The sequence below is a fragment of the Saccharopolyspora erythraea NRRL 2338 genome (genome assembly GCF_000062885.1).
In the GTDB taxonomy this organism is placed as follows: Bacteria; Actinomycetota; Actinomycetes; order Mycobacteriales; family Pseudonocardiaceae; genus Saccharopolyspora_D; species Saccharopolyspora_D erythraea.
The window spans coordinates 437,050-458,135 of record NC_009142.1; the positions used below are offsets into that span (position 1 = coordinate 437,050).

At 72.9% G+C, this 21,086-nt stretch carries 18 protein-coding genes; 16 read left to right on the forward strand and 2 right to left on the reverse strand.

Annotation, left to right across the window (positions count from 1 at the left end; all coding sequences use genetic code 11):
* Positions 1 to 96 precede the first annotated feature (96 nt).
* Positions 97 to 585, reverse strand: coding sequence for an inorganic diphosphatase (locus SACE_RS01920; RefSeq protein ID WP_009946447.1), 489 nt, complete (start codon positions 583 to 585; stop codon positions 97 to 99).
* Positions 586 to 822: 237 nt separating this feature from the next.
* Between SACE_RS01920 and dacB the strand changes: the two genes are divergently transcribed.
* The 9 genes from dacB to folK all read left to right on the forward strand — a co-directional run bounded on the left by dacB (position 823) and on the right by folK (position 12,807).
* Positions 823 to 4,617: a D-alanyl-D-alanine carboxypeptidase/D-alanyl-D-alanine endopeptidase gene (gene dacB, locus SACE_RS01925; RefSeq protein ID WP_009946445.1), complete on the forward strand. Its 3,795-nt coding sequence runs from the start codon at positions 823 to 825 to the stop codon at positions 4,615 to 4,617.
* 44 nt (positions 4,618 to 4,661) lie between these two features.
* A complete protein-coding gene (locus SACE_RS01930) occupies positions 4,662 to 5,774 on the forward strand; it encodes a zinc-dependent metalloprotease (protein WP_009946443.1) in 1,113 nt (370 codons plus the stop codon).
* 292 nt (positions 5,775 to 6,066) lie between these two features.
* Positions 6,067 to 7,059 carry a tRNA lysidine(34) synthetase TilS gene (gene tilS, locus SACE_RS01935; RefSeq protein ID WP_009946441.1) on the forward strand — a complete coding sequence of 331 codons (993 nt, stop codon included), beginning with the start codon at positions 6,067 to 6,069 and terminating at the stop codon, positions 7,057 to 7,059.
* An 83-nt stretch (positions 7,060 to 7,142) separates the two neighbouring features.
* Positions 7,143 to 7,700: a hypoxanthine phosphoribosyltransferase gene (hpt, locus tag SACE_RS01940; protein ID WP_009946440.1), complete on the forward strand. Its 558-nt coding sequence runs from the start codon at positions 7,143 to 7,145 to the stop codon at positions 7,698 to 7,700.
* Positions 7,701 to 7,907: 207 nt separating this feature from the next.
* Positions 7,908 to 10,337, forward strand: coding sequence for an ATP-dependent zinc metalloprotease FtsH (gene ftsH, locus SACE_RS01945; protein ID WP_031334146.1), 2,430 nt, complete (start codon positions 7,908 to 7,910; stop codon positions 10,335 to 10,337).
* Between the two features lie 148 nt (positions 10,338 to 10,485).
* Entirely contained in the window at positions 10,486 to 11,052 is a 567-nt protein-coding gene (gene folE, locus SACE_RS01950; protein ID WP_173401337.1) for a GTP cyclohydrolase I FolE, read from the forward strand.
* A complete protein-coding gene (folP, locus tag SACE_RS01955; protein ID WP_021341312.1) occupies positions 11,052 to 11,900 on the forward strand; it encodes a dihydropteroate synthase in 849 nt (282 codons plus the stop codon). Before folE ends, folP begins: the two co-directional genes overlap by 1 nt.
* Positions 11,893 to 12,282, forward strand: coding sequence for a dihydroneopterin aldolase (gene folB / locus SACE_RS01960; protein WP_009946434.1), 390 nt, complete (start codon positions 11,893 to 11,895; stop codon positions 12,280 to 12,282). The genes folP and folB overlap by 8 nt, the downstream gene beginning before the upstream one ends.
* Before the next feature lie 21 nt (positions 12,283 to 12,303).
* Positions 12,304 to 12,807, forward strand: coding sequence for a 2-amino-4-hydroxy-6-hydroxymethyldihydropteridine diphosphokinase (gene folK, locus SACE_RS01965; protein ID WP_011873043.1), 504 nt, complete (start codon positions 12,304 to 12,306; stop codon positions 12,805 to 12,807).
* 58 nt (positions 12,808 to 12,865) lie between these two features.
* Here folK and SACE_RS01970 read toward each other — a convergent pair whose 3' ends face one another.
* Complete coding sequence (locus SACE_RS01970; protein WP_009946432.1) at positions 12,866 to 13,810, reverse strand: MerR family transcriptional regulator; 945 nt, start codon at positions 13,808 to 13,810, stop codon at positions 12,866 to 12,868.
* A 117-nt stretch (positions 13,811 to 13,927) separates the two neighbouring features.
* On the opposite strand from SACE_RS01970, the gene SACE_RS01975 reads away from it, so the two are divergent.
* The 7 genes from SACE_RS01975 to SACE_RS02005 all read left to right on the forward strand — a co-directional run bounded on the left by SACE_RS01975 (position 13,928) and on the right by SACE_RS02005 (position 21,015).
* Complete coding sequence (locus SACE_RS01975) at positions 13,928 to 14,392, forward strand: DUF3180 domain-containing protein (protein WP_009946430.1); 465 nt, start codon at positions 13,928 to 13,930, stop codon at positions 14,390 to 14,392.
* 191 nt (positions 14,393 to 14,583) lie between these two features.
* Positions 14,584 to 15,819, forward strand: a complete 1,236-nt coding sequence (locus tag SACE_RS01980; RefSeq protein WP_021341313.1) for a DUF6779 domain-containing protein — start codon at positions 14,584 to 14,586, stop codon at positions 15,817 to 15,819.
* 53 nt (positions 15,820 to 15,872) lie between these two features.
* On the forward strand, positions 15,873 to 17,579 hold the full coding sequence (locus SACE_RS01985) for a PrsW family intramembrane metalloprotease (RefSeq protein WP_009946427.1): 1,707 nt from the start codon (positions 15,873 to 15,875) through the stop codon (positions 17,577 to 17,579).
* 147 nt (positions 17,580 to 17,726) lie between these two features.
* Positions 17,727 to 18,638 (forward strand): Rossmann-like and DUF2520 domain-containing protein, encoded by a 912-nt coding sequence (locus SACE_RS01990; protein WP_044547098.1) that lies wholly within the window; start codon positions 17,727 to 17,729, stop codon positions 18,636 to 18,638.
* Positions 18,639 to 18,708: 70 nt separating this feature from the next.
* Entirely contained in the window at positions 18,709 to 19,617 is a 909-nt protein-coding gene (gene panC, locus SACE_RS01995) for a pantoate--beta-alanine ligase (protein ID WP_009946424.1), read from the forward strand.
* Positions 19,618 to 19,669: 52 nt separating this feature from the next.
* Entirely contained in the window at positions 19,670 to 20,161 is a 492-nt protein-coding gene (gene panD / locus SACE_RS02000; protein ID WP_009946423.1) for an aspartate 1-decarboxylase, read from the forward strand.
* 56 nt (positions 20,162 to 20,217) lie between these two features.
* Positions 20,218 to 21,015 carry a type III pantothenate kinase gene (locus SACE_RS02005; protein WP_009946422.1) on the forward strand — a complete coding sequence of 266 codons (798 nt, stop codon included), beginning with the start codon at positions 20,218 to 20,220 and terminating at the stop codon, positions 21,013 to 21,015.
* Positions 21,016 to 21,086: the final 71 nt, after the last annotated feature.

A 21,086-nucleotide genomic window follows, 5' to 3' on the forward strand; every position in this document is an offset into this window, starting at 1 on the left:
GGACAACTCCTGGGGACCGCGGCCCCGAAAAGCGGAAGAGCCCTCACCTGTCGCAGGTGAGGGCTCTTTCGGATGCGGCGGCGAACCGGGACGTCTTCAGTGCCCCTGGGTCTTCGCCCGCTCGTAGGAGCGCTTGATCTCGGCCTCGGCCTCGGTCCGGCCGACCCACGTCGCGCCCTCCACGCTCTTGCCCGGCTCCAGGTCCTTGTACACCTCGAAGAAGTGCTGGATCTCCAGCTTGTGGAACTCGGCCAGGTGGTGGATGTCGCGCAGGTGCTCCTGGCGGGGGTCGTCCGAGGGAACGCAGATGACCTTGTCGTCGCCGCCCTTCTCATCGCGCATCCGGAACATGCCGATGGCCCGCGACTTGATCAGGCAGCCCGGGAACGTCGGCTCCTGGACCAGCACCAGGGCGTCCAACGGGTCGCCGTCCTCGCCGAGGGTGTCATCGATGAACCCGTAGTCGGCCGGGTACTGGGTGGCGGTGAACAGCGTCCGGTCGAGACGGATGCGCCCCGTCTCGTGGTCCACCTCGTACTTGTTCCGGTTCCCCTTGGGGATCTCGATCGTGACGTCGAAGTCCACGCGGTTCCTCACTCGTCTTGCGTCGGATGCGACCACCCGCTCGCGCGAGCGGCCACGTCTAGTGTGGACCACGCGGCGTCGCCGAGCCCCACCGCAGTGCGAGACATCGCATCTGAGAGGCTGTTTCCCGCCTGTACCGGTGCCCCGATCGCTGGTCACTCGTCCAGGTGGTAACGCGTGCGGGCGAAGAGGCAGGCCCTCCCGGGGCGCCCGCAGCGATCCGTCGAGGAGGAACACGTGCCCGACCCCCAGACGACCAGGGGTGAGGTGTCCGAACCCGAAGCCGAACCGCAGGCGGACGCCACGGGTGCGGGCGCGAGTGACGCCACGGCTTCGGGCGCGAGTAGCGCGAAGACGCAGACGCGGACCGGGACGCTGGACGACGTGACTGCGGATGCGGCGGGCGGCGAAGCGGCGGGTGCGGAAGAGGACGGCGGCGACGACGCGGAGAAGTCCGCTGACGAAGGCGAGTCCTCCGGTACGACCGGCGGAGACGACGACCGGACGGCCGCTGACGATGACGCGGCTGAAGGGGAGGCCGCCGGAGCCGGCGACCAGGGGGCTGACTCGGAGGCGGGCGAATCTGGTTCCGCGAATGGTGGCGGTCAGCTGCGTGGGCGGTTCAAGGGCCAGTTCACGGCCGGCGGGCCGATGAACGGTCAGCTCACCGGTCAGCTCACAGGCCGGATGGACGGACCGATGAGCGGCCGCATAGACGGCCAGATCGACACCGAGAAGTCGGAAGAAGCGGGGAAGTCGGAACAAGCCGACGCGTCCGGGGAGTCGGACGACGCTGTGGAGTCCGACCAGGCGGGGAAGTCCGGCGAGGCAGCAGAGCGCGGGTCCGACGAGGCCACCACGGAGCCGGAGGACTCCGGCGACGAGGCCGACGACTCCGGTGCGGACTCCGCCGAGGCGGCAGAGGACGCGGAGACCGACGAGCCGGCGGAGGCCGCGGAGGCGGCGGAGTCCGCCGCGGACGCCGGCGAGTCGGCGGACGCGTCCGAGGAGCAGCCGACGGAGTCGGCGGCGTCCGAGGATGCGGGCTCGGCGGAGGACGGCGAAGCCGACGAGTCGTCGGCCGGGGAGCGCGAGGACGCCCAGACCGCGGCCGGTGAGGACGCCGACGCCGCGGATCAGTCGGTCACCGCTGACGACTCGACGGCTGACGAGACCGAGGCAGCGGACGACGAGGCCGGGGAGTCCGAGACCTCCTCGACTGACACCGTCGCACTCGGGACCGTTCAGCCCGAATCGGACGAGGACGGCGAGACATCCGAGTCCGGAACCGCTGAGTGGGAAGCCGAATCCGAGGCAGGCGAAACCGAAGCTTCGGAGACCGGACCAGCCGAAGACGAGTCCTCGGAAGCAGAGGTCGCTGACGAAGCAGAGGCCGCTGAGGAAGCAGAGGCCGCTGACACTGCGGCCGAGCCCGAGACGGCCGACTCCGCGGCAGCCGAAACCACCAGTGCTACCGAGTCCGACTCCCCCGAGCCGGAGTCCGAGTCCTCCGAGCCGGAGTCCGACGAGGCCGAGACCGCCGAGCCGACCCCCGACTCGGAGGCCGCTGAGGACGAGCCCGCTCAGGCCGAGGCAGCCCCCTCCCCGGAGGAGCCGGAGGCTGTCGCCGACGAGGACGCCGAGACCGAAGCCGCCGGGACCGAGACTGCCGCCGAGGCTGGGACCGCTGCCGAGCGGGACGCCGACGAGTGGCCGACCGACGAGCACGAGCGCGTCGAGGCGGAGCCGGAGACCCGCGAGCCGGTCGAGCAGGCTGAGGAAGCCGAAGAGTCCGCGGAGCCCGCAGCCGAGGAGCCCGCGCAGGCCGCGGTCGAGGAACCCGGGCTCACCGCCCCCGGTGAGCCCGAGGCCGCCCCCGCCGAACCCGAGCAGGCGACAGCGCCGGAAGCCGAGCAGGCGGCGCCAGCCGAGCCCGAGCAGTCCGAGCAGGCGCCCGAGGAGTCCGAGCAGGCCGCCGACCAGCAGGCTCCGGCCGTCGAGCCCGAGCAGCAGCGTCCCGCCGCCCCGCCGGAGCGCAGCGTCGAGCAGACCCAGCAGTTCCGCCCGGTCGAGCAGACGCAGTGGATCCCGCGGATCGAGCAGACGCAGCAGATCCAGCGGATCGAGCCGGAGCGGGAGGAACCCGCCGAGGCCACCAGCGGCGAGGACGCCGGTCCGCCGACCGACCCCGGGCCCTCGAAGCCGTCGCCGCAGCTCGACCAGGGACCGCCGACGATGCGGATCCCCGCCGTCGGTGCGGCTCCGAGCGTCGACGGTCCGCCGACGCAGCGCATCCCGCTGGTGCCGCCGCCCGGCTCCGCCGAGCAGACGCAGCAGTTCGCGCGACCCGACTTCAGCAGTCCGCCGCGGAGCGCGCAGCCGCAGGACTTCGACACGTCGTCGGCGCGCACCGCGCAGCCCCACGACTTCGCCGGGCTGACCGGGCCGGCCCCGGCGCCGGCAGCGCCGCAGGTTCCGCAGCCGCCTGACGTCACTCGGCAGGCCCCGGCACCGACCCACCAGCCGCCGCCCGCGCCCGCCCAGCAGTCGTACGTTCCCGGCGCGACGCAGCCCGTCGCCAAGCCGGCGCCCGAGGCTTCCCCGGAGCCGCACCCCGCCGAGCCACCAGCCGAGCCGTCCGCTGCCGCGCCCGCCAAGCGCCGGAAGCGCCGCGGGACGCTGATCACCGTCGCCCTGCTGCTGGTCGTCGGCCTCGGCGCGGGCATCGCGTTCGGCCCGGCGCTGGTGCGCGCGCTGACCGAGGCGCAGATCGCCGAGCCGCCTGCACCGGTCCGGCTCCAGCCGTCGATCAAGCCGCTCGACGACGGCGCCCCGCTGCCCCGCCAGCAGCGCGTGTCGGCCGCGCTGGCCGGTCCGCTGGCCAACCCCGCGCTGGGCACGTTCGGCGGGACGGTCATCGACGCGCAGACCGGCGCGCCGGTGTGGCAGCAGAGCCCAGGCCAGGCCCTCACCCCGGCCTCGACCGGGAAGCTGCTGACCATGAGCGCCGCCCTGCTCGCGCTCGACCACCAGCAGCGCTTCAGCACCAAGGTGGTGCGCGGTCCCGAGCCGGGCAGCGTCGTGCTCGTCGGCGGCGGCGACCCGACGCTGTCGACCCTGGGGCCGGGCGAGGACACCGTCTACACCGGGGCGGCGCGCATCGACGACCTGGCCGAGCAGGTCCGCAAGGCCACCGGCGGGTCCGTCTCGCGCATCTACGTCGACGTCGGCCGCTACTCCGGGCCGAAGATGGCGCCGGGCTGGCTGCCCGAGGACGTCCAGGCGGGCTACGTCGCCCCGATGGAGCCGCTGATGCTCAACGGCGGTCGCGCCGACCCGACCAAGGACACCAGCCCGCGCACCCAGACGCCCGCGCTCCAGGCGGGGCAGCGGCTGGCATCGAAGCTCGGCACCGGCAGCGTCCAGGAGGGCAACGCGCCGGTGAACGCGCAGGTCCTCGGCGAGGTGAAGTCCCCGCCGGTGCAGGACATGGCCGAGATCGTGCTCCAGCACTCCGACAACGTGCTGGCCGAGGCGCTGGCCAGGGAGGTCGCGATCGCCACCGGCAACGAGCCGTCCTTCGCGGGGGCTTCCAAGGCGGTGCGCGAGGTGCTCCAGCGCAACGGCTTCGACCTCTCGGGCAACACGATGGTCGACGGCAGCGGCCTCTCGCTGGACGACCGCGTCACCCCGCAGCTGCTCGGCTCGCTGCTGGCGGCGGCGACCGCCCCCGCGGGGCCGGAGGGCGGGCTCGAGCCCAAGAGCGCGAAGCTGCGCGCGCTGCTGCCGGGGCTGCCGGTGGCCGCGGGCAGCGGCAGCCTGCACGACCGCTACACCGACAGCTCCGGACGCGGCTGGGTGCGGGCCAAGACCGGGACGCTGGACGGCGCGAACAGCCTCGCGGGCACCGTCGTCACCGAGAACGGCAGGCTGCTGGTGTTCGCGCTGATGTCCAACGGCACCATGTCCGCGCAGGCCCGGCCCGCTCTCGACGATCTCGCCATCGCCCTGCGCGACTGCGGCTGCGACTGATCGTGCGGTATGCCCCCGCGTCGCGGCGGGGTACGGTCGAGCGTGTGAATGCGCGTTCGTCGACCCTGCCACCGCGGCCCGGGGCCTCCGCGGACCACCGAGCGCTGGACTGGAACGTCGCGATCAGCACGGCCATCCGGTTGATGAAGCCGGGCCCCGAGGTACCGCGTTCGGAGGCGGAGGAGGCGGTGCGCTCGCTGCGCCGCTACAGCGTGGAAGCCGAGACGCACGTCCGCGAGCTGACCGGGCTCGGCACCCACCTGCCGGTGCTCGAGGGCGATGTCGTCGACCGGCCGGACTGGGTTCGGGGTGCGGCGCACGGGCTCGCCGAGCTGACCGACGCCGCGCTGTCCAACGCGCACGGCGTGCAACGCGAGGGACTCGACCTGCTGGGCGGCATCAGCACCCGGGGAGCCGGCGTGCAGGCCGGGATCGTGCTGGCCTACCTCGGCGGCAAGGTGCTCGGGCAGTACGACCCCTTCGGGCCGACCGCGAGCGGGCAGCCCGGCAGGCTGCTGCTGGTCGCGCCGAACATCGTCGCGGCGCACCAGGCGCTGGAGGTGCCGGGCGAGGACTTCCGGATGTGGGTCTGCCTGCACGAGTCGACCCACCGGTTGCAGTTCACCGCAGTGCCGTGGCTGCGCGACCACTTCGCCGCCTCGCTCGGCACGCTGCTCTCCGAGATGGAGGGAACCACCAGCGACCTGCTCGGCCGGTTGCCCGCCGTCGTGCGCGAGGTGCGCTCCGGTCGCGGTGGTGACTCCAGTCCCGGTGTGCTGGGCGTGATCGAGCTGCTGCAGACCCCGCGGCAGCGCGCCGCGCTCGACCGGATCATCGCGATCTCGACGCTGCTGGAGGGCCACGCCGACCACGTGATGGACGCCGTCGGCCCGCGCGTGGTGCCCAGCGTCGCCACCATCCGGCAGCGCTTCACCGAGCGCCGCAAGGGCGGCGGGCTGCTCGACCGGATCCTGCGCAGCCTGCTCGGGGTGGACGCCAAGATCCACCAGTACGCCCAGGGCGCCGCGTTCACCAGGCACGTCGTCGACCAGGTCGGCATGGAGGGCTTCAACGCCGTGTGGGCCGCGCCCGACCACCTGCCGACCCGCGCGGAGATCACCGCTCCCGCCACCTGGCTCCGCCGCGTCCACGGCTGACGCCGCTCCGCGCCAGCCACGCCCGCCGACTCCGCCGGCGCGCTGGCTGCGCCGCCGCTCCGCCGCTGCGCGCGTGCCGCCGCCAGCCTCCGTCGCCGACTCAGTCGGCGCGTCGACTACGCCGCCGCCCGCTCCGCCCCCGCGCTCCGGGGCAGCCACGCGTCGGCTCCGCCGCCACGCCGCTCCGCGCCTGCCGCCGCCGCCACGCCGACTCCGTCGGCGCGCCGCTCCGCCGCCGCGCTCCGCCGCCGCGCCGATCCGGCGCCGTCGCGCTCCGCGCGACAATGACGCCGTGCCTCCCACCGCCGCCGTCACCGCCACGCGAGCCGCCGTCCGGCGGCTCCTCGGCTCCGCCGAGGCGTCGCCGTCCGCGCCGCTCGGCGCGGTCGCGGTGGCGTGCTCCGGCGGCGCCGACTCGCTGGCGCTCGCGGCCGCCACCACGCACGTCGCCCGGCGGCGGGACATCGCCGTGCACGGTCTCGTCGTCGACCACGGGCTCCAGGAGGGCTCCGCCGACGTGGCGAGCCGGGCGGCGGAGCAGTTGGAGGAGCTGGGGTGCGACGTCGTCCGCGTGCTGCCGGTCGAAATCGGTCGCGAGGGTGGTCCGGAGGCCGCCGCGCGGCGGGCTCGCTACGCGGCGCTCGATGCCGCCCGCCCCGCCGGCGCGCCGGTCCTGCTCGGGCACACCCGCGACGACCAGGCCGAAACGGTTCTGCTCGGGCTCGGCAGGGGATCGGGTGCGCGGTCGATCGCGGGCATGCGCCCGGTCGACCTCCCGTGGCTGCGGCCTTTCCTCGACGTGACAAGGGACACGACGCTGGCCGCGTGCGAGGCGCTCGGGCTGCGGCCGTGGCAGGACCCGCACAACTCGGACGCGAAGTTCACCCGCGTCCGGCTGCGCGCGGAGGTGCTCCCGCTGCTGGAGGAGGTCCTCCAGGGCGGTGTGGCCTCCGCGCTGGCGCGCACCGCGGTGCAGTTGCGGGAGGACGCCGACGCCCTCGACGAGGTGGCCGCCGACGTGCGGAAACGGGTCGAGGACGGCGACGCGCTCGACGCCGCGGCCCTGTCGGCCGGCCCGCCCGCGGTGCGGCGCCGGGTCCTGCGCGGCTGGCTGCTCGACCAAGGTGTCCGGGAGGTGTCCGACGCCCACCTCCGGGCCGCCGACGCGCTGGTCGGCCACTGGAAGGGACAGGGACCACATGCGTTGCCGGGCGGCTTTGTGCTGCGCCGGACCCATGGCACGCTTCGGGTGGAAGTGGCGGTCAAGCAACCGCCGGATTACTGATCGGTGAGAATTGGCCGCGCGGCGGGGCCGGGCGACCACCGGTGCCGCGCACGCTCACCGAATCGCGGAGAGGGGAATCCGGGGTGTACGAGGGCGACATTGCCTCCGTGCTCATCACCGAGCAGCAGATCAACGACAAGGTCGTCGAGCTGGCCAAGCAGGTCGACGAGGACTACCAGGGTGGTCGAGGGGGCGATCTGCTGCTGGTCGGCGTGCTCAAGGGCGCGGTCATGTTCATGACCGACTTCGCCAGGGCCCTGCCCCAGCCTGCGCAGCTGGAGTTCATGGCCGTCAGCTCCTACGGCTCGTCCACCTCCTCCTCGGGCGTGGTGCGCATCCTCAAGGACCTCGACCGCGACATCGCCGGCCGCAACGTGGTGATCGTCGAGGACATCATCGACTCCGGCCTCACGCTGTCGTGGCTCCTCAAGAACCTGGCCTCGCGCAACCCGGCCTCCCTGGAGGTCTGCACGCTGCTGCGCAAGCCGGACGCGGTGCAGGTCGACGTGCCGGTGCGCTACGTCGGTTTCGACATCCCGAACGAGTTCGTGGTGGGTTACGGGCTGGACTACGCCGAGCGATACCGTGACCTGCCCTACATCGGCACGCTCGATCCGAAGGTCTACACCTCCGGTGCGTGATCGCCGTTCGTGCCTGGAGGACCCCGCACGCGTCACCACCGGCGGTATCGTGCGGGGTACGCTGGCAGTCCTGCGTAATGCTCGGCGTAGTCGTGCGGTCGCGTCGGCCGGTACGCTGGTCTGAAGGGGTTGACGGCGGTGACGAAATGTGCCGTGGCCCGAAGTGACAGTCAGGGAGGGTCGAGGCCGCCCGACGGCCGCAAGTGAATGGACCGAAAGCGCCTTCTCCGGAACCCGCTGCTATGGATCTTGACGGCGTTTCTGCTGATCTATGCCTTCAGCGTGCTCTTCGACGAGACTCGCAACTACCGCGAAGTCTCAACCTCGCAGGCTTTGGAGCAGATCGCTCAGGGCAAGGTCAAGGAAGCGACCATCGAGGACAAGGAGCAGCGGGTTCGTCTGACCCTCAAGGACGGCCAGACCTTCGAGAACAGCTCCGAGCTGATCGCCCAGTACCCCGCCGGTGCCACCGACCAGGTGGTGCAGGAGATCCGCAACGGCCAGGTGCCGAGCTGGAACACCAAGGTCACCCAGGACTCGTTCTGGGTGCAGATGCTGTTCTACCTCGTGCCCATCGGCCTGCTGGTGCTGCTGCTGATGTGGATGATGAACAACGTCCAGGGCGGCGGCAACCGCGTGCTCAACTTCGGCAAGTCCAAGGCCAAGCAGCTCACCAAGGACATGCCCAAGACGTTGTTCGGCGACGTCGCCGGTGCCGACGAGGCCGTTGAGGAACTCCACGAGATCAAGGACTTCCTGCAGAACCCGGGTCGCTACCAGGCCCTCGGCGCCAAGATTCCCAAGGGCGTGCTGCTCTACGGTCCACCGGGCACCGGCAAGACGCTGCTCGCGCGCGCGGTGGCCGGCGAGGCCGGGGTGCCGTTCTACTCGATCTCGGGTTCCGACTTCGTCGAGATGTTCGTCGGTGTCGGTGCTTCCCGGGTCCGCGACCTGTTCGAGCAGGCCAAGCAGAACGCCCCCTGCATCGTCTTCGTCGACGAGATCGACGCGGTCGGCCGCCAGCGCGGCGCCGGCCTCGGCGGCGGTCACGACGAGCGCGAGCAGACGCTGAACCAGCTCCTGGTCGAGATGGACGGCTTCGACTCGCGCGGGGGCATCATCCTCATCGCCGCGACCAACCGCCCGGACATCCTCGACCCCGCGCTGCTGCGTCCGGGCCGCTTCGACCGCCAGATCCCGGTGTCCGCGCCGGACCTGCGCGGCCGCCGCGCGATCCTCGGCGTGCACTCCAAGGGCAAGCCGCTGGCGCAGGACGCCGACCTCGACGGCCTGGCCAAGCGCACCGTCGGCTTCTCCGGCGCCGACCTGGAGAACGTGGTCAACGAGGCCGCGCTGCTCACCGCGCGGGAGAACGGCCAGCTCATCACGGCCGCCGCGCTGGAGGAGTCGGTCGACCGGGTGATCGGCGGTCCCCGCCGCAAGAGCAAGATCATCTCGGAGCGGGACAAGAAGATCACCGCCTACCACGAGGGCGGGCACGCGCTGGCCGCGTGGGCCATGCCCGACCTGGAGCCGGTCTACAAGCTCACGATCCTGCCGCGCGGCCGCACCGGCGGTCACGCCCTTGTCGTCCCCGAGGACGACAAGGACATGATGACCCGGTCGGAGATGATCGCCCGGCTGGTGTTCGCCCTCGGCGGGCGCTCGGCGGAGGAGCTGGTGTTCCACGAGCCCACCACCGGTGCCTCCAGCGACATCGAGCAGGCCACCAAGATCGCGCGCGCCATGGTCACCGAGTACGGCATGACCGCCCGGCTGGGCGCGGTGAAGTACGGCAAGGAGGAGGGCGACCCGTTCCTGGGCCGCTCGGCCGGCCAGCAGCCGAACTACTCGCTCGAGGTCGCCCACGAGATCGACGAGGAGGTGCGCAAGCTCATCGAGGCGGCGCACACCGAGGCGTGGGAGATCCTCAACACCTACCGCGACGTGCTCGACGAGCTCGTCCTCGAGCTGATCGAGAAGGAGACGCTGGTCCGCAAGGACCTGGAGCGCATCTTCACCAAGGTCGAGAAGCGGCCGCGGATCACCGCGTTCAACGACTTCGGCGGTCGCACCCCGTCGGAGAAGCCCCCGATCAAGACCCCGGGCGAGCTGGCCAGGGAGCGCGGCGAGCCGTGGCCCCCGGTCACCGAGCAGCCGCCTGCCCCGGCGCCCACTCCGGTCGGTGCGGGCCAGCAGCAGGGCGACGCGTCGCAGAGCAACGGCGTGGGCCAGTACGGCCAGCACCCGGGCACCGTGCAGTTCCCGAACCCGGGGCACCAGCAGGGCCAGCAGGGCGGCTACCAGCAGCCCGGCCAGGGTCAGTACGGCCAGCCGGTCCCGCAGGCGGTGCCGCCCAACTATGGTGCCCCGCCCGGGTGGACCCCGGCGACCTCGCCTTCGGGCTCGGCCCCCTCGGGTGCGCCCGTGCCCTCGGGTGCCGAGCAGGGTGGCAACCAGTACAACTGGGTGCCGTCCTGGGAGCGGAGCCAGCAGCCGCAGACCGGGCCGTCGCAGCCCGGCGGCGGCGACTCCAACGGGACGCCCGGCGCGCAGCCCGCGCAGGGCGAGGGGCAGTCCGGGCAGAGCCCGGACTCCACCGACGAGAACGGGAACGGCACCAGCACCAACCGGTGATGGAAAGCCGCTTGACTCCGGACACGGCGGCCCGCTGCGCGCGGGCCGCCGGTTTCCGGTGGAGGAACGACAATTGACCAGCACGGTCGGCGAACCGGTCGGGCCGGAGGAGGACTCCGGGCCCGGCCGTTCGGCTTTTCACAACCCGGTGTTCGACCAGGAGCGCGCTGAGGCCGCGATCCGGGAGCTGCTGCTCGCGGCGGGGGAGGACCCCGACCGCGAGGGCCTGCGCGAAACCCCGGCGCGCGTCGCGCGCGCGTACCGGGAGCTCTTCGCGGGGCTCTACACCGATCCGGACCAGGTCCTGGACCGCACCTTCGACGAGGCCCACGAGGAACTCGTCCTGGTCCGCGAGATCCCGATGTACAGCCAGTGCGAGCACCACCTCCTGCCGTTCCACGGGGTCGCCCACGTCGGGTACATCCCGAACGAGAAGGGCCGGGTCACGGGGCTGTCGAAGCTGGCCCGGCTGGTGGATCTCTACGCCAAGCGCCCGCAGGTGCAGGAGCGGCTCACCTCGCAGGTCGCCGACGCGCTGATGCGCAGGCTGGAGCCGCGCGGGGTGATCGTCGTGATCGAGGCCGAGCACCTGTGCATGGGCATGCGCGGCATCCGCAAGGCGGGTTCGATGACCACGACCTCGGCGGTGCGCGGGATCTTCCGCAGCTCCGCGTCGTCGCGGTCCGAGGCGCTCTCGCTGATCAGGGGCACGTGATGCATCCCAAGCTGCCGAACCCGCGCCGGTGCGCGGTCATGGGCGTGCTGAACGTGACACCGGACTCGTTCTCCGACGGCGGCCGCTACCTCGACCGCGCGGCCGCGGTGGCGCACGGCGTGGAGATGCACCGCGCGGGCGCCGACATCGTCGACGTGGGCGGTGAGTCGACCCGGCCGGGTTCGGAGCGGGTCGACGCCGAAACCGAGATCGACCGGGTGCTGCCGGTGGTCACCGAGCTGGTCGCCCAGGGCGTGCCGGTCAGCGTGGACACCACGCGGGCGCGGGTCGCGGCGGCGACGGTGCGGGCCGGGGCGACGGTGATCAACGACGTCTCCGGCGGCCTCGCCGACCCCGACATGGCCAAGGTCGCCGCCGAGACCGGGGTGCCGTGGGTGCTGATGCACTGGCGCGGCCACAGCAAGAACATGAACTCGCTGGCCGTCTACACCGACGTCGTCACCGAGGTGCGCGACGAGCTGAGGCGGCAGGTCGATGTCGCACTGGAGGCCGGGGTCTCCGAAGACGCCATCGTGCTGGACCCCGGTCTGGGCTTCGCCAAGACCGGCGCCGACGACTGGCTCCTGCTTCAGCGGCTGGAGGTGCTGGTCGACCTCGGGTTCCCGGTGCTGGTTGGAGCTTCGCGCAAGCGGTTCCTCGGCAGACTGCTCGCCGACGCCGATGGCAACCCGAGGCCGCCCGCAGGGCGTGAGACCGCCACCGCCGTGGTCTCGGCGCTGGCAGCCGACCGGGGGGCTTGGGGCGTGCGGGTGCACGACGTCGTCGCCTCGTTGGACGCGGTCGCGGTGACCGCCGCGTGGAACAGCGGAGGAGAGCTCGGTGGCTGACCGGATCACCCTGACCGGCTTGAAGGTCCGCGGCAACCACGGCGTGTTCGACCACGAGAAGCGCGACGGGCAGGACTTCCTCGTCGACATCACGGTGTGGATCGACCTGGCGGGCGCGGCCGCCGACGACGACCTCGCGCAGACGCTGCACTACGGGGAGATGGCCGAGCGCGCGGCGGCGATCGTCGGGGGCCCCTCGCGCGACCTGATCGAGACGGTGGCCGCCGAGATCGCCGACGACATCATGACCGACGGGCGCGCGCACGCCGCCGAGGTCACCATCCACAAGCCGTCCGCGCCGATCCCGCTGAGCTTCGCCGACGTCGCGGTGACGATCCGGCGTTCGCGCCGCGGCGGGCGCGGCAACGTCGTCCCGGCCTGAGCCGGTAGCGGGGAGGTCGCGGTGAGCAGGGCAGTGCTGTCGTTGGGGTCGAACCTCGGTGACCGGCTGGCGCACCTGCGGCTGGCCGTCGAGGGCTTCTCCGACGTGCTGGTCGCGGCGTCGCCGGTGTACGAGACCGCGCCCTGGGGTGTGACCGACCAGCCGGACTTCCTCAACGCGGTCATCGTCGTGGAGTCGGCCGGCGTCGACGAGTGGGGCTGGCTGCGGCGCGGGCAGGAGTTGGAGCGCGCCGCCGAGCGCGTGCGGGAGCGGCGCTGGGGCCCGCGGACGCTGGACGTGGACGTGGTGTCGGTCGACGACGTCCGCAGCGACGACCCGGAGCTGCTGCTGCCGCACCCCGGCACGCCCAGCCGGGCGACCGTGCTGATCCCGTGGCACTCGATCGACCCGGAGGCGCAGCTTCCTGGTCGCGGTCCGATCGCGGCGCTGCTCGCGGCGCTGCCGGAGGACGAGGTGTCCGGGGTCCGGCTGCGCGCCGACCTGGATCTGCGGCCGTCAGGCTGAACGAAGCGGGTTGTCCGAAGTGGAACAGGGCCGCCGAGCGCGGCGGCCCTGTTCCCCGCTACTCGGCCGACGCGCGCAGGGCGGCGGCGAGCCACTTCGAGCTGGCCTCGGTGTTCGGGTGCTGCGGCCAGCCGTTGATCGTGGCCATCAGCTCCCAGTAGCGGGAGAGCCGCTCGTCGTGCTGCTGGTAGTAGTCGGCCAGCCAGTTGCGGAACTCCGCCGAGTCCGGCTTGCCGTACTCCTCCGTCGACAGCTCGACGATCCGCGCCACGAGCGCCGCGGCCTCCGGCCCCTCCGGCGACGTCCCCGCCTCGGCGGCCTGTCGCGCCTGGTCGGTGACCTCCCACCACTTGTGGGCGTCCTCCGGCGCCGGACCGCTCATCGTCTCCCCGGCGTCCCTACGGTCGGAGTGCTCCTGGGAGGCGCTGCGCACCAGGTGCCGGAAGTCCGGGTCGGCGACCAGCTCCGCGAGCTCGATCCACGCCTCGACCTGCTCGGTCGACGGGTCCTCGGGCAGGTTGGGCTTGGCCGAACGCATCCACTCGGCGAAGTCGGGGTTGATGTTGAGCCCCTCGGTCATCTCGTCCCAGAACTCGTCGATGAGCCGGTTGCGCTCGGAGTCCGACATCTTGGCCAGCTTGTGCATGAGTCTCACCTCTTCGGTCGTGCGGCGTAGCTTCACGACCGCGCGCAGCACCGCCCGGCGGGTCCGCAGCAGGCGCATCTGCTGTTCCAGCAGTGCGAGATGTGCTTCGGCCAGCTTCGGCAGCGTGGTCTCGCGCTCCAGGACGCTGCGGACCTCGTCCAGACCGGCCCCCAGCTCGCGCAGCGTGCGGACCAGTTCCAGCTTCGAGATCGCCGAGACGTCGTATAGGCGGTAACCCGAGTGCGTGCGGTCGGTGGGCGGCACCACGCCGCTGTCGGCGTAGAACCGGATCGTCTTCACCGGCAGGCCGGTGCGCCTGGCGAGTTCGCCGATCGTGTAGAGCCTGGTGTCGTCCACGTCAAAGCACCTTCGACCCTCCAGCAGGGGGAGACTCAAGCGCTGATTCTCCGCCGTTGCCGTCAGCGGCGGTGCGGGTGGGATGCTTGTGGCGTGGACCCGCAGCACGGAGAACACATGTCCTTCACCAAACCGCGGCAACTGGTGGCGGCTGCCCTGGTCGCGGCGGTCCTGGTCTACCTGCTCGTCCGGATGGCCTACGGGGTGCTGCCGCAGCTGCCGACGTTCGCCGGGGCGACCCTGCTGCTGATCGCGCTGATCGACGTCGTGTTCGCGCTGACCATGCGTCCGCGGCTCAAGCGCAAGCCGGGTACCGAGCCGGTCGACCCGCTGACGGCGGCGCGCGCGGTGGCGCTGGCGAAGGCGTCGTCGCTGGCCGGGGCGATCATGGGCGGTGTGTGGGTCGGCCTGCTGGCCTACCTGCTGCCGGAGCGCGGGACCGTGCAGGCGGCCGGCGCCGACACCGTCGCGGCGGTGATCGGGCTGGTCAGCGCGGCCGCGCTGGTCGCGGCGGGGTTGTGGCTGGAGCACTGCCTGCGCAACCCGGACGAGCCCGAGGAACCGCTCGACGACGAGGACTGAACCGCAGGTGCTCTCCGACGAGGGCTGAACGGCCGGTGCGCGGGGACGAGGATCGGCGGCCGATGCGCGGGAAACCGGGCGCGTTCGGATGCGTTGATCGGGTGTTCTCGCGTGGGCCGATCAGACCAATGTGGAGCCGCGTTGTTCGCCTCCAGGTCTCGAACAGATAAACGCCCGGTACCGTGGTGCGCATGTCCGACCGTGGCAGTACCGAATCCGCGTCGCGAGACGGGCGTGCGACGGCGCTGTGGGTCGGTGCGGTTTTCCTCGCCGCGGCCGCTACCGCGGTCCTCGTGCTCAGCGACGACTCCCGGCTGCTCAAGCTCGGCCTGGTCGCGGCGCTGTGGGCGGCGCTGATCGCGGCCTTCGCGGTGGCGCGCCTGCGGGGACGCGCGGCCGAGGACGCCGAACGCGCCGCCGAGCAGCAACGCATCTACGAGCTGGAGCTGGAACGCGAGGTGGCGGCCCGCCGCGAGTTCGAGCTGGAGGCCGAGGCCGAGGCGCGCCGCCGGGTCGCCGAGGAGTCCGACAGCGAGATCCAGGCGCTCAAGACCGAGCTGCGCAACCTGCGGGAGAGCCTGGAGCAGATGCTCGGCGGTGACGTCCTGTTCGAGCGGGTCGCGCTGCGGGCGGAGTCGACCAGGGTGCGGTCGCTGACCGAGAACGGCGCGACCGGCGCGCAGAGCACGTCGATCCAGCAGAGCTGGGGCCGCGAGCTGACCTCGGGGCCCGGCGGACACGTCAACGGCAGGCTCACCGGTGGCGTCATCACGCAGGCGGGCGGCACGGCAGGGCCGGCGGCCCCCGCCGGGAGCGTCCCGCCCACGACCGTCAACGGCACGGTGTCGGCCAACGGCCCGGGGACACCCAACAGCGCGGGGTCGGCTGCGGCCGGCGGTGCGGCTCCGGTCCAGGGCGCGGCTCCGGGCAACGGGGCCGGGACGACGCCCGCCGGCGGGAAACGGGGCGGCGCGGGTGGCGGCTCCACGCCGGTCACCGACCCCATCCCCGCGGCGGGAGGCGCCAGCGGGCAGTCGGGCGGCGCGCAGAACACCGAGCTGATCAGCCGCCTCGGCGGCGAGCCGCCGCGGGACGAGCAGCGCCGCAGGCCCAGCCGTCCCCCGCGCCCGAAGCCCCAGCCCGCGCGCAACGAGACTCACGCCGCGCACCCGGCGCCCGCCCGGCGGGAGAAGCCGCAGTACGAGCGTCCGGACCCCGCCGGTGCGCGTTCCGGCCAGCAGGCCCGATCGGGTAGAGAGGCTCCGGCCGCCGAATCGACCCGCAAGGTGCAGGCACCCAAGGCCGCCGAGGAGCCATCTCCGCAGGTGGATGCGGGTGCGCACGCCGAGGGGACGTCGGTGGACGAGCTGCTGGCCGCCTACGGGGGCTCCGGCGGGACCAAGCGCAGGCGCCGCCGGAAGGAATGACGGCAACCGACGGTCCGATGCCGGTGGACGGCTCGGCGTTTTAGGGTTTTGTCGTGTCCACTCCTGATCTTCGGGAGCCGGCGCCCGACCTCTCCGGGGCGCGCCGGCTCCAGACCCGCAAGCACCACGTCGTCGGGTGGCCGATCGCGGGCCTGATCGTGCTCGGGATCTGCGGCCTGGTGATGGTCGGCGTGACGACCTCCAGAGTCGGATCGCTGCCCGCTCTCGTAGGCGCGGTCGCCGCGCTGCTGCCGGTCGGGGTGGTCTTCGCCGCGATCGTGTGGATCGACCGCTGGGAGCCGGAGCCGCCGCTCCTGCTGCTCGGCGCGTTCCTGTGGGGAGCAGGGGGAGCCACCGCGTGCGCGCTGATGCTCAACGACGCCGTCACCGGGCTGGGTGACCTGCTGCTGGGGGCCAACGACCACCGCTTCTTCAGCCTGGCCGTGATGGCGCCACTGGTGGAGGAGGCCGCCAAGGCGCTGTTCGTGGTGGGCCTGTGGTTCCGCCGCCGGGCCGAGTTCAACGGGATGGTCGACGGCATCGTCTACGCGGCGCTGACCGCGGCGGGCTTCGCCTTCACCGAGAACATCCTGTACTTCGGCAAGGCCTTCGCCGAGGGCGGCCTCGGCGGCGTCAGCGGCGGCGTGGTCGCGGTGTTCATCCTGCGCGGGGTGCTCGCGCCGTTCTCGCACCCGCTGTTCACCGCGATGGTCGGTATCGGGATCGGTCTCGCCTCGCGGACCACCAACGGCCGGATGCGGGTGCTGTGGCCGGTGTTCGGGTTCCTCGCCGCCGTGGTGCTGCACGCGGTCTGGAACGCGTCGACGCTGCTCGGCGGGGTCGAGTTCCTCAACATCTACTTCCTGTTCATGGTTCCGATCTTCTTCGGCACCGGGTGGATCGTGCTCTGGCAGCGCAAGCGCGAGCAGCGGATCGTCGCCGAGCAGCTCCCGGTGCTGCAGCGCGCCGGGCTGATCGTGCGCAGCGAGGTCGAGATGCTGGCGAGCCTGGCCGGGCGCCGGGGCTGGCTGCGCAAGGTCCGCCGCAGCGCGGGCGGCGATGCCGCCAAGGCGGTCCGCGACTACCAGATCGCCGTCACCGAGCTGGCGTTCCTCCAGCACCGCGCGTCCGAGGGGCGCACCACCAGCGCCGTCCGCCGGGCGCGGCGGGAGAAGCTGATCGAGGACCTCAAGCACGCGCGGCGGTCGGCCGCGGGCAGCCAGCAGGCGATCCAGACCGCGCGGATCAAGATCCACGAGCTGACCCAGCTCAACCTCAAGCGCCCGCGCCGGTCGGAGGGGCCGGTGCGTCCGAAGCGGAGCACTCCGGTCGGCCCGCCGATCCACGGAACGCCTCCGGCGCAGGGCCAGGGGCCGGTGCCCGCGCAGGAGCGCGGGCCGCACCACGCCTCCCCGGACCACGGCCCGTTCCCGTCGCAGGACCAAGGCCGGTTCCCGTCCCAGGACCAGGTCCCGCCGTTCCCGTCTCAGGACCAGGTCCCGCCGTTTCCGTCTCAGGACCAGGCCCCGTTCCCGTCGCAGGACCAAGGCCGGTTCCCGTCCCAGGACCAGGTCCCGCCGTTCCCCTCCCAGGAGCGTGGCCCGCACCAGCCCCAGGCCCAGGGCCGGGCCAGGGACCACCGCCAGGTCCCGCCGCCGCAGGAGCGCGGTCCCGGCCAGGCGCCGCGCGGTGCGGTGCCGCCCGAGCACGGGTCGCGTCGTCCGCCGGAGAACGGGCCGGTTCCGCCGCCGGGCGGCTGACCGGCGGCCCCGCGACGTCAGCCGCATCCGCCGGGGCGCCGCTGTGCGTCGCGCCACCCGGGTGGCACGGCGCGGATGTTTTCGGGCTACTCTCGCGCTGCTGTCCGGTACCCGGCAGACGGGACTGGAACGGTTGGGAGGACGAACGTGGCTGCTGGTCGCCCGCCTCGGCGCGGAGAAGGCCCCCGGCTCCGCGTCGGAGTGATCTCCGCGGGGAGGGTCGGTGCCGTGCTCGGCGCGGCTCTGCACCGCGCGGGGCACCAGGTCGTCGCGGTGTCCGGAGTTTCGGCCGCGTCGCTGCGGCGGGCCGAGGAACTGCTGCCGGACGTGCCGGTGCTGCCGCCCGACGACGTCGCCGCGCAGGCCGACCTGGTGCTGCTGGCGGTGCCCGACGACGCGATCGCCGGTCTGACGCGCGGTCTGGTCGCCACCGGATCGCTGCGCGCGGGGCAGATCGTGGTCCACACCTGCGGCGCGCACGGTGCCGGCGTGCTTTCGGCGGCCACCGAGATCGGCGCGCTGTCGCTGGCGCTGCACCCGGCCATGACCTTCACCGGTCGCGCCGAGGACGTCGAGCGCCTGGCGACGGCCTGCATGGCGGTGACCGCGGTGGGCGAGGACGAGGCGGGCTGGAGCGTCGCCGAGGCCCTGGCGCTGGAGCTGGGCATGGAGCCGGTCCGGGTTCCCGAGCAGGCGCGCGGGCTCTACCACGCCGCGCTGACCCACGGCGCCAACCACCTGATCACCCTGGTCAACGACTGCGCGGACCTGCTGCGCGACGCCGGGGTCGAGATCCCCGACCGGGTGATGGCGCCGATCCTGTCGGCGTCGCTGGACAACGCGCTGCGCTTCGGCGACCGCGCCATCACCGGCCCGGTGATGCGCGGCGACGCGGGCACGGTGCGCGCGCACCTGGCGGCGCTCAACGACGACGACCCCGACGCGGTGCCCGGCTACCGGGCGCTGGCGAAGCGGACCGCCGAGCGCGCCGTGCGTTCGGGCGTGCTGCGCGCCGACATGGCATCCGACGTGCGCGACGCGCTGGAAGGGGAGCCGTGAGCCACCCGTCCGGGCGTCCGCTGAACGACACCCCTCGCGCGGGTGTTCCCCGAGCCGCCGAGGAGCTGCGATGACCGCACCCGAGAGGGTCGGCGCGGGTCCGGGCTTCGCCCCGGGCGCGCTGACCGTGCACCACCACCCCGACGAGCTGGCCAAGGTCACCCGGGCGCTGCGGGCGACCGGGCGCAGGATCACGCTGGTGCCCACGATGGGCGCGCTGCACGAGGGCCACCTGGAGCTCATCCGCCGCGCGCGCCGCGACTCCAACAGCGTCGTGGTCGTGTCGATCTTCGTGAACCCGCTGCAGTTCGGGCCCGGCGAGGACTTCACCAGCTACCCGCGCACCTTCGAGACCGACGTCGAGGCGTGCCGCGCCGAGGGCGTGGAGCTGGTCTTCGCCCCGGACCGCGACGACGTCTACGGCCCGGACCCGCAGATCACCGTCCACCCCGGTCCGCTGGGCGACGAGCTCGAGGGCGCCAGCAGGCCGGGGCACTTCGCCGGGGTGCTGACCATCGTGGCGAAGCTGCTCGGCATCGTCCGCCCCGACCTGGCGCTGTTCGGCGAGAAGGACTACCAGCAGCTGGTGCTCATCCGGCGGATGGCGCGCGAGCTGAACATCGACACCGCGATCCAGGGCATCCCGATCGTGCGGGCGCCCGACGGGCTCGCCCTCTCCTCGCGCAACGTCTACCTCAGCGAGGAGGAGCGCGGGGCCGCGCTCGCGCTGTCGGCGGCGCTGGCCGCGGGCGCGCACGCGGGCCGCGAGGGGGCGGAGGCGGTGCTGCGGGCCGCCCGCGAGGTGCTGGCCACCGAGCCGCTGGTGCGGCTGGACTACCTGGAACTACGGGACACCGAACTCGGCGCCGCCCCCGCCGAGGGCGAGGCCCGGTTGCTGGTCGCGGCGAAGGTCGGCGAGACCAGACTGATCGACAACGCCCTGGTGCTGCTCGGCGACCAGGGCGACAGCCGGCCCTGAGCCACCCCCGATACCCGGCCAGCGGTCCGGCTCCCCCCGAAGGAGGTCTGCGATGTTCCGCACGATGCTGAAGTCCAAGATCCACCGAGCCACGGTCACCCAGGCCGACCTGCACTACGTCGGGTCGGTCACCGTTGACGCCGACCTGATGGACGCCGCCGACCTGCTCGAAGGCGAGCAGGTGGCGATCGTCGACGTCACCAACGGCGCGCGGCTGGAGACCTACGTGATCACCGGCGAGCGCGGCTCGGGCGTGATCGGCATCAACGGCGCCGCCGCGCACCTGATCGAGCCCGGCGACCTGGTGATCCTGATCTCCTACGGGGTGATGGACGAGCTGGAGGCGCGGTCGGTGCGGCCGAAGGTGATCTTCGTCGACGCCGACAACAGGATCGTCGAGCGCGGCCAGGACCCGGGCCACGCCCCGGCGGGCTCCGGGCTGGCCGGCACGGCCGCCTCGGTCACCTCGGCGATCACCGAGGCCGCCGCCGAGACCGACGACGCGGCCAAGCTCGACGCCCTGCTCCAGCAGCCGGAGCACTGATCGACGCCACGCGGGCGGCCGGCGCCCCGCACGACACGCTGAGGGAAGGGACGACGGTGCTGCTCGCCATCGACGTCGGTAACACCAACATCGTGCTCGGTCTCTACGCCGACGAACCGGCGGAGGGCGCCGACCCGGTGCTGGTCCGCGACTGGCGGATGCGCACCGAGCCGCGGATGACCGCCGACGAGCTCGCGCTGACCGTGCGCGGGCTCCTCGGCTCCTACGCCGACCGGATCACCGGCATCTCGGCGCTGTCCACGGTGCCGTCGCTGCTGCGCGAGCTGCGGGTGATGCTCGGCCGCTACTGGACCGACGTGCCGCGGGTGGTCGTCGAGCCGGGCGTGCGCACCGGGGTCCCGCTGCTGGTGGACAACCCGAAGGAGGTGGGGGCGGACCGGGTGATCAACACGCTGGCCGCCCACCACCTGCACGCGACGAACTGCGTGGTCGTGGACTTCGGCACCTCGACCAACATCGACGCCATCTCGGCCAAGGGCGAGTTCCTCGGCGGCGCGTTCGCGCCCGGCATCGAGATCTCGCTGGACGCGCTGGCCTCCCGCGCGGCGCAGCTGCGCAAGGTCGAGCTGGTGCGGCCGCGCTCGGTGATCGGCAAGAACACCGTGGAGTGCCTCCAGTCGGGCATCCTCTACGGGTTCGCCGGCCAGGTGGACGGCCTGGTGCGCCGCATCGTGGCGGAGCTGGAGTCCACCCACGGCGGGCCGACGACGGTGATCGGCACCGGCGGGCTGGCGCCGCTGGTGGTGACCGAGTCCGACACCATCTCCCACCACGTGCCTGACCTGACCCTGCTGGGCCTGCGCCTGGTGTACGACCGCAACTTCGGTTCCTGACACCGCCGCCGCGCGGCGGCCCGCGGCATCGAGCGCGGTCGGACGCCTGGTGTCAAGTCGCCGTGAGCAGG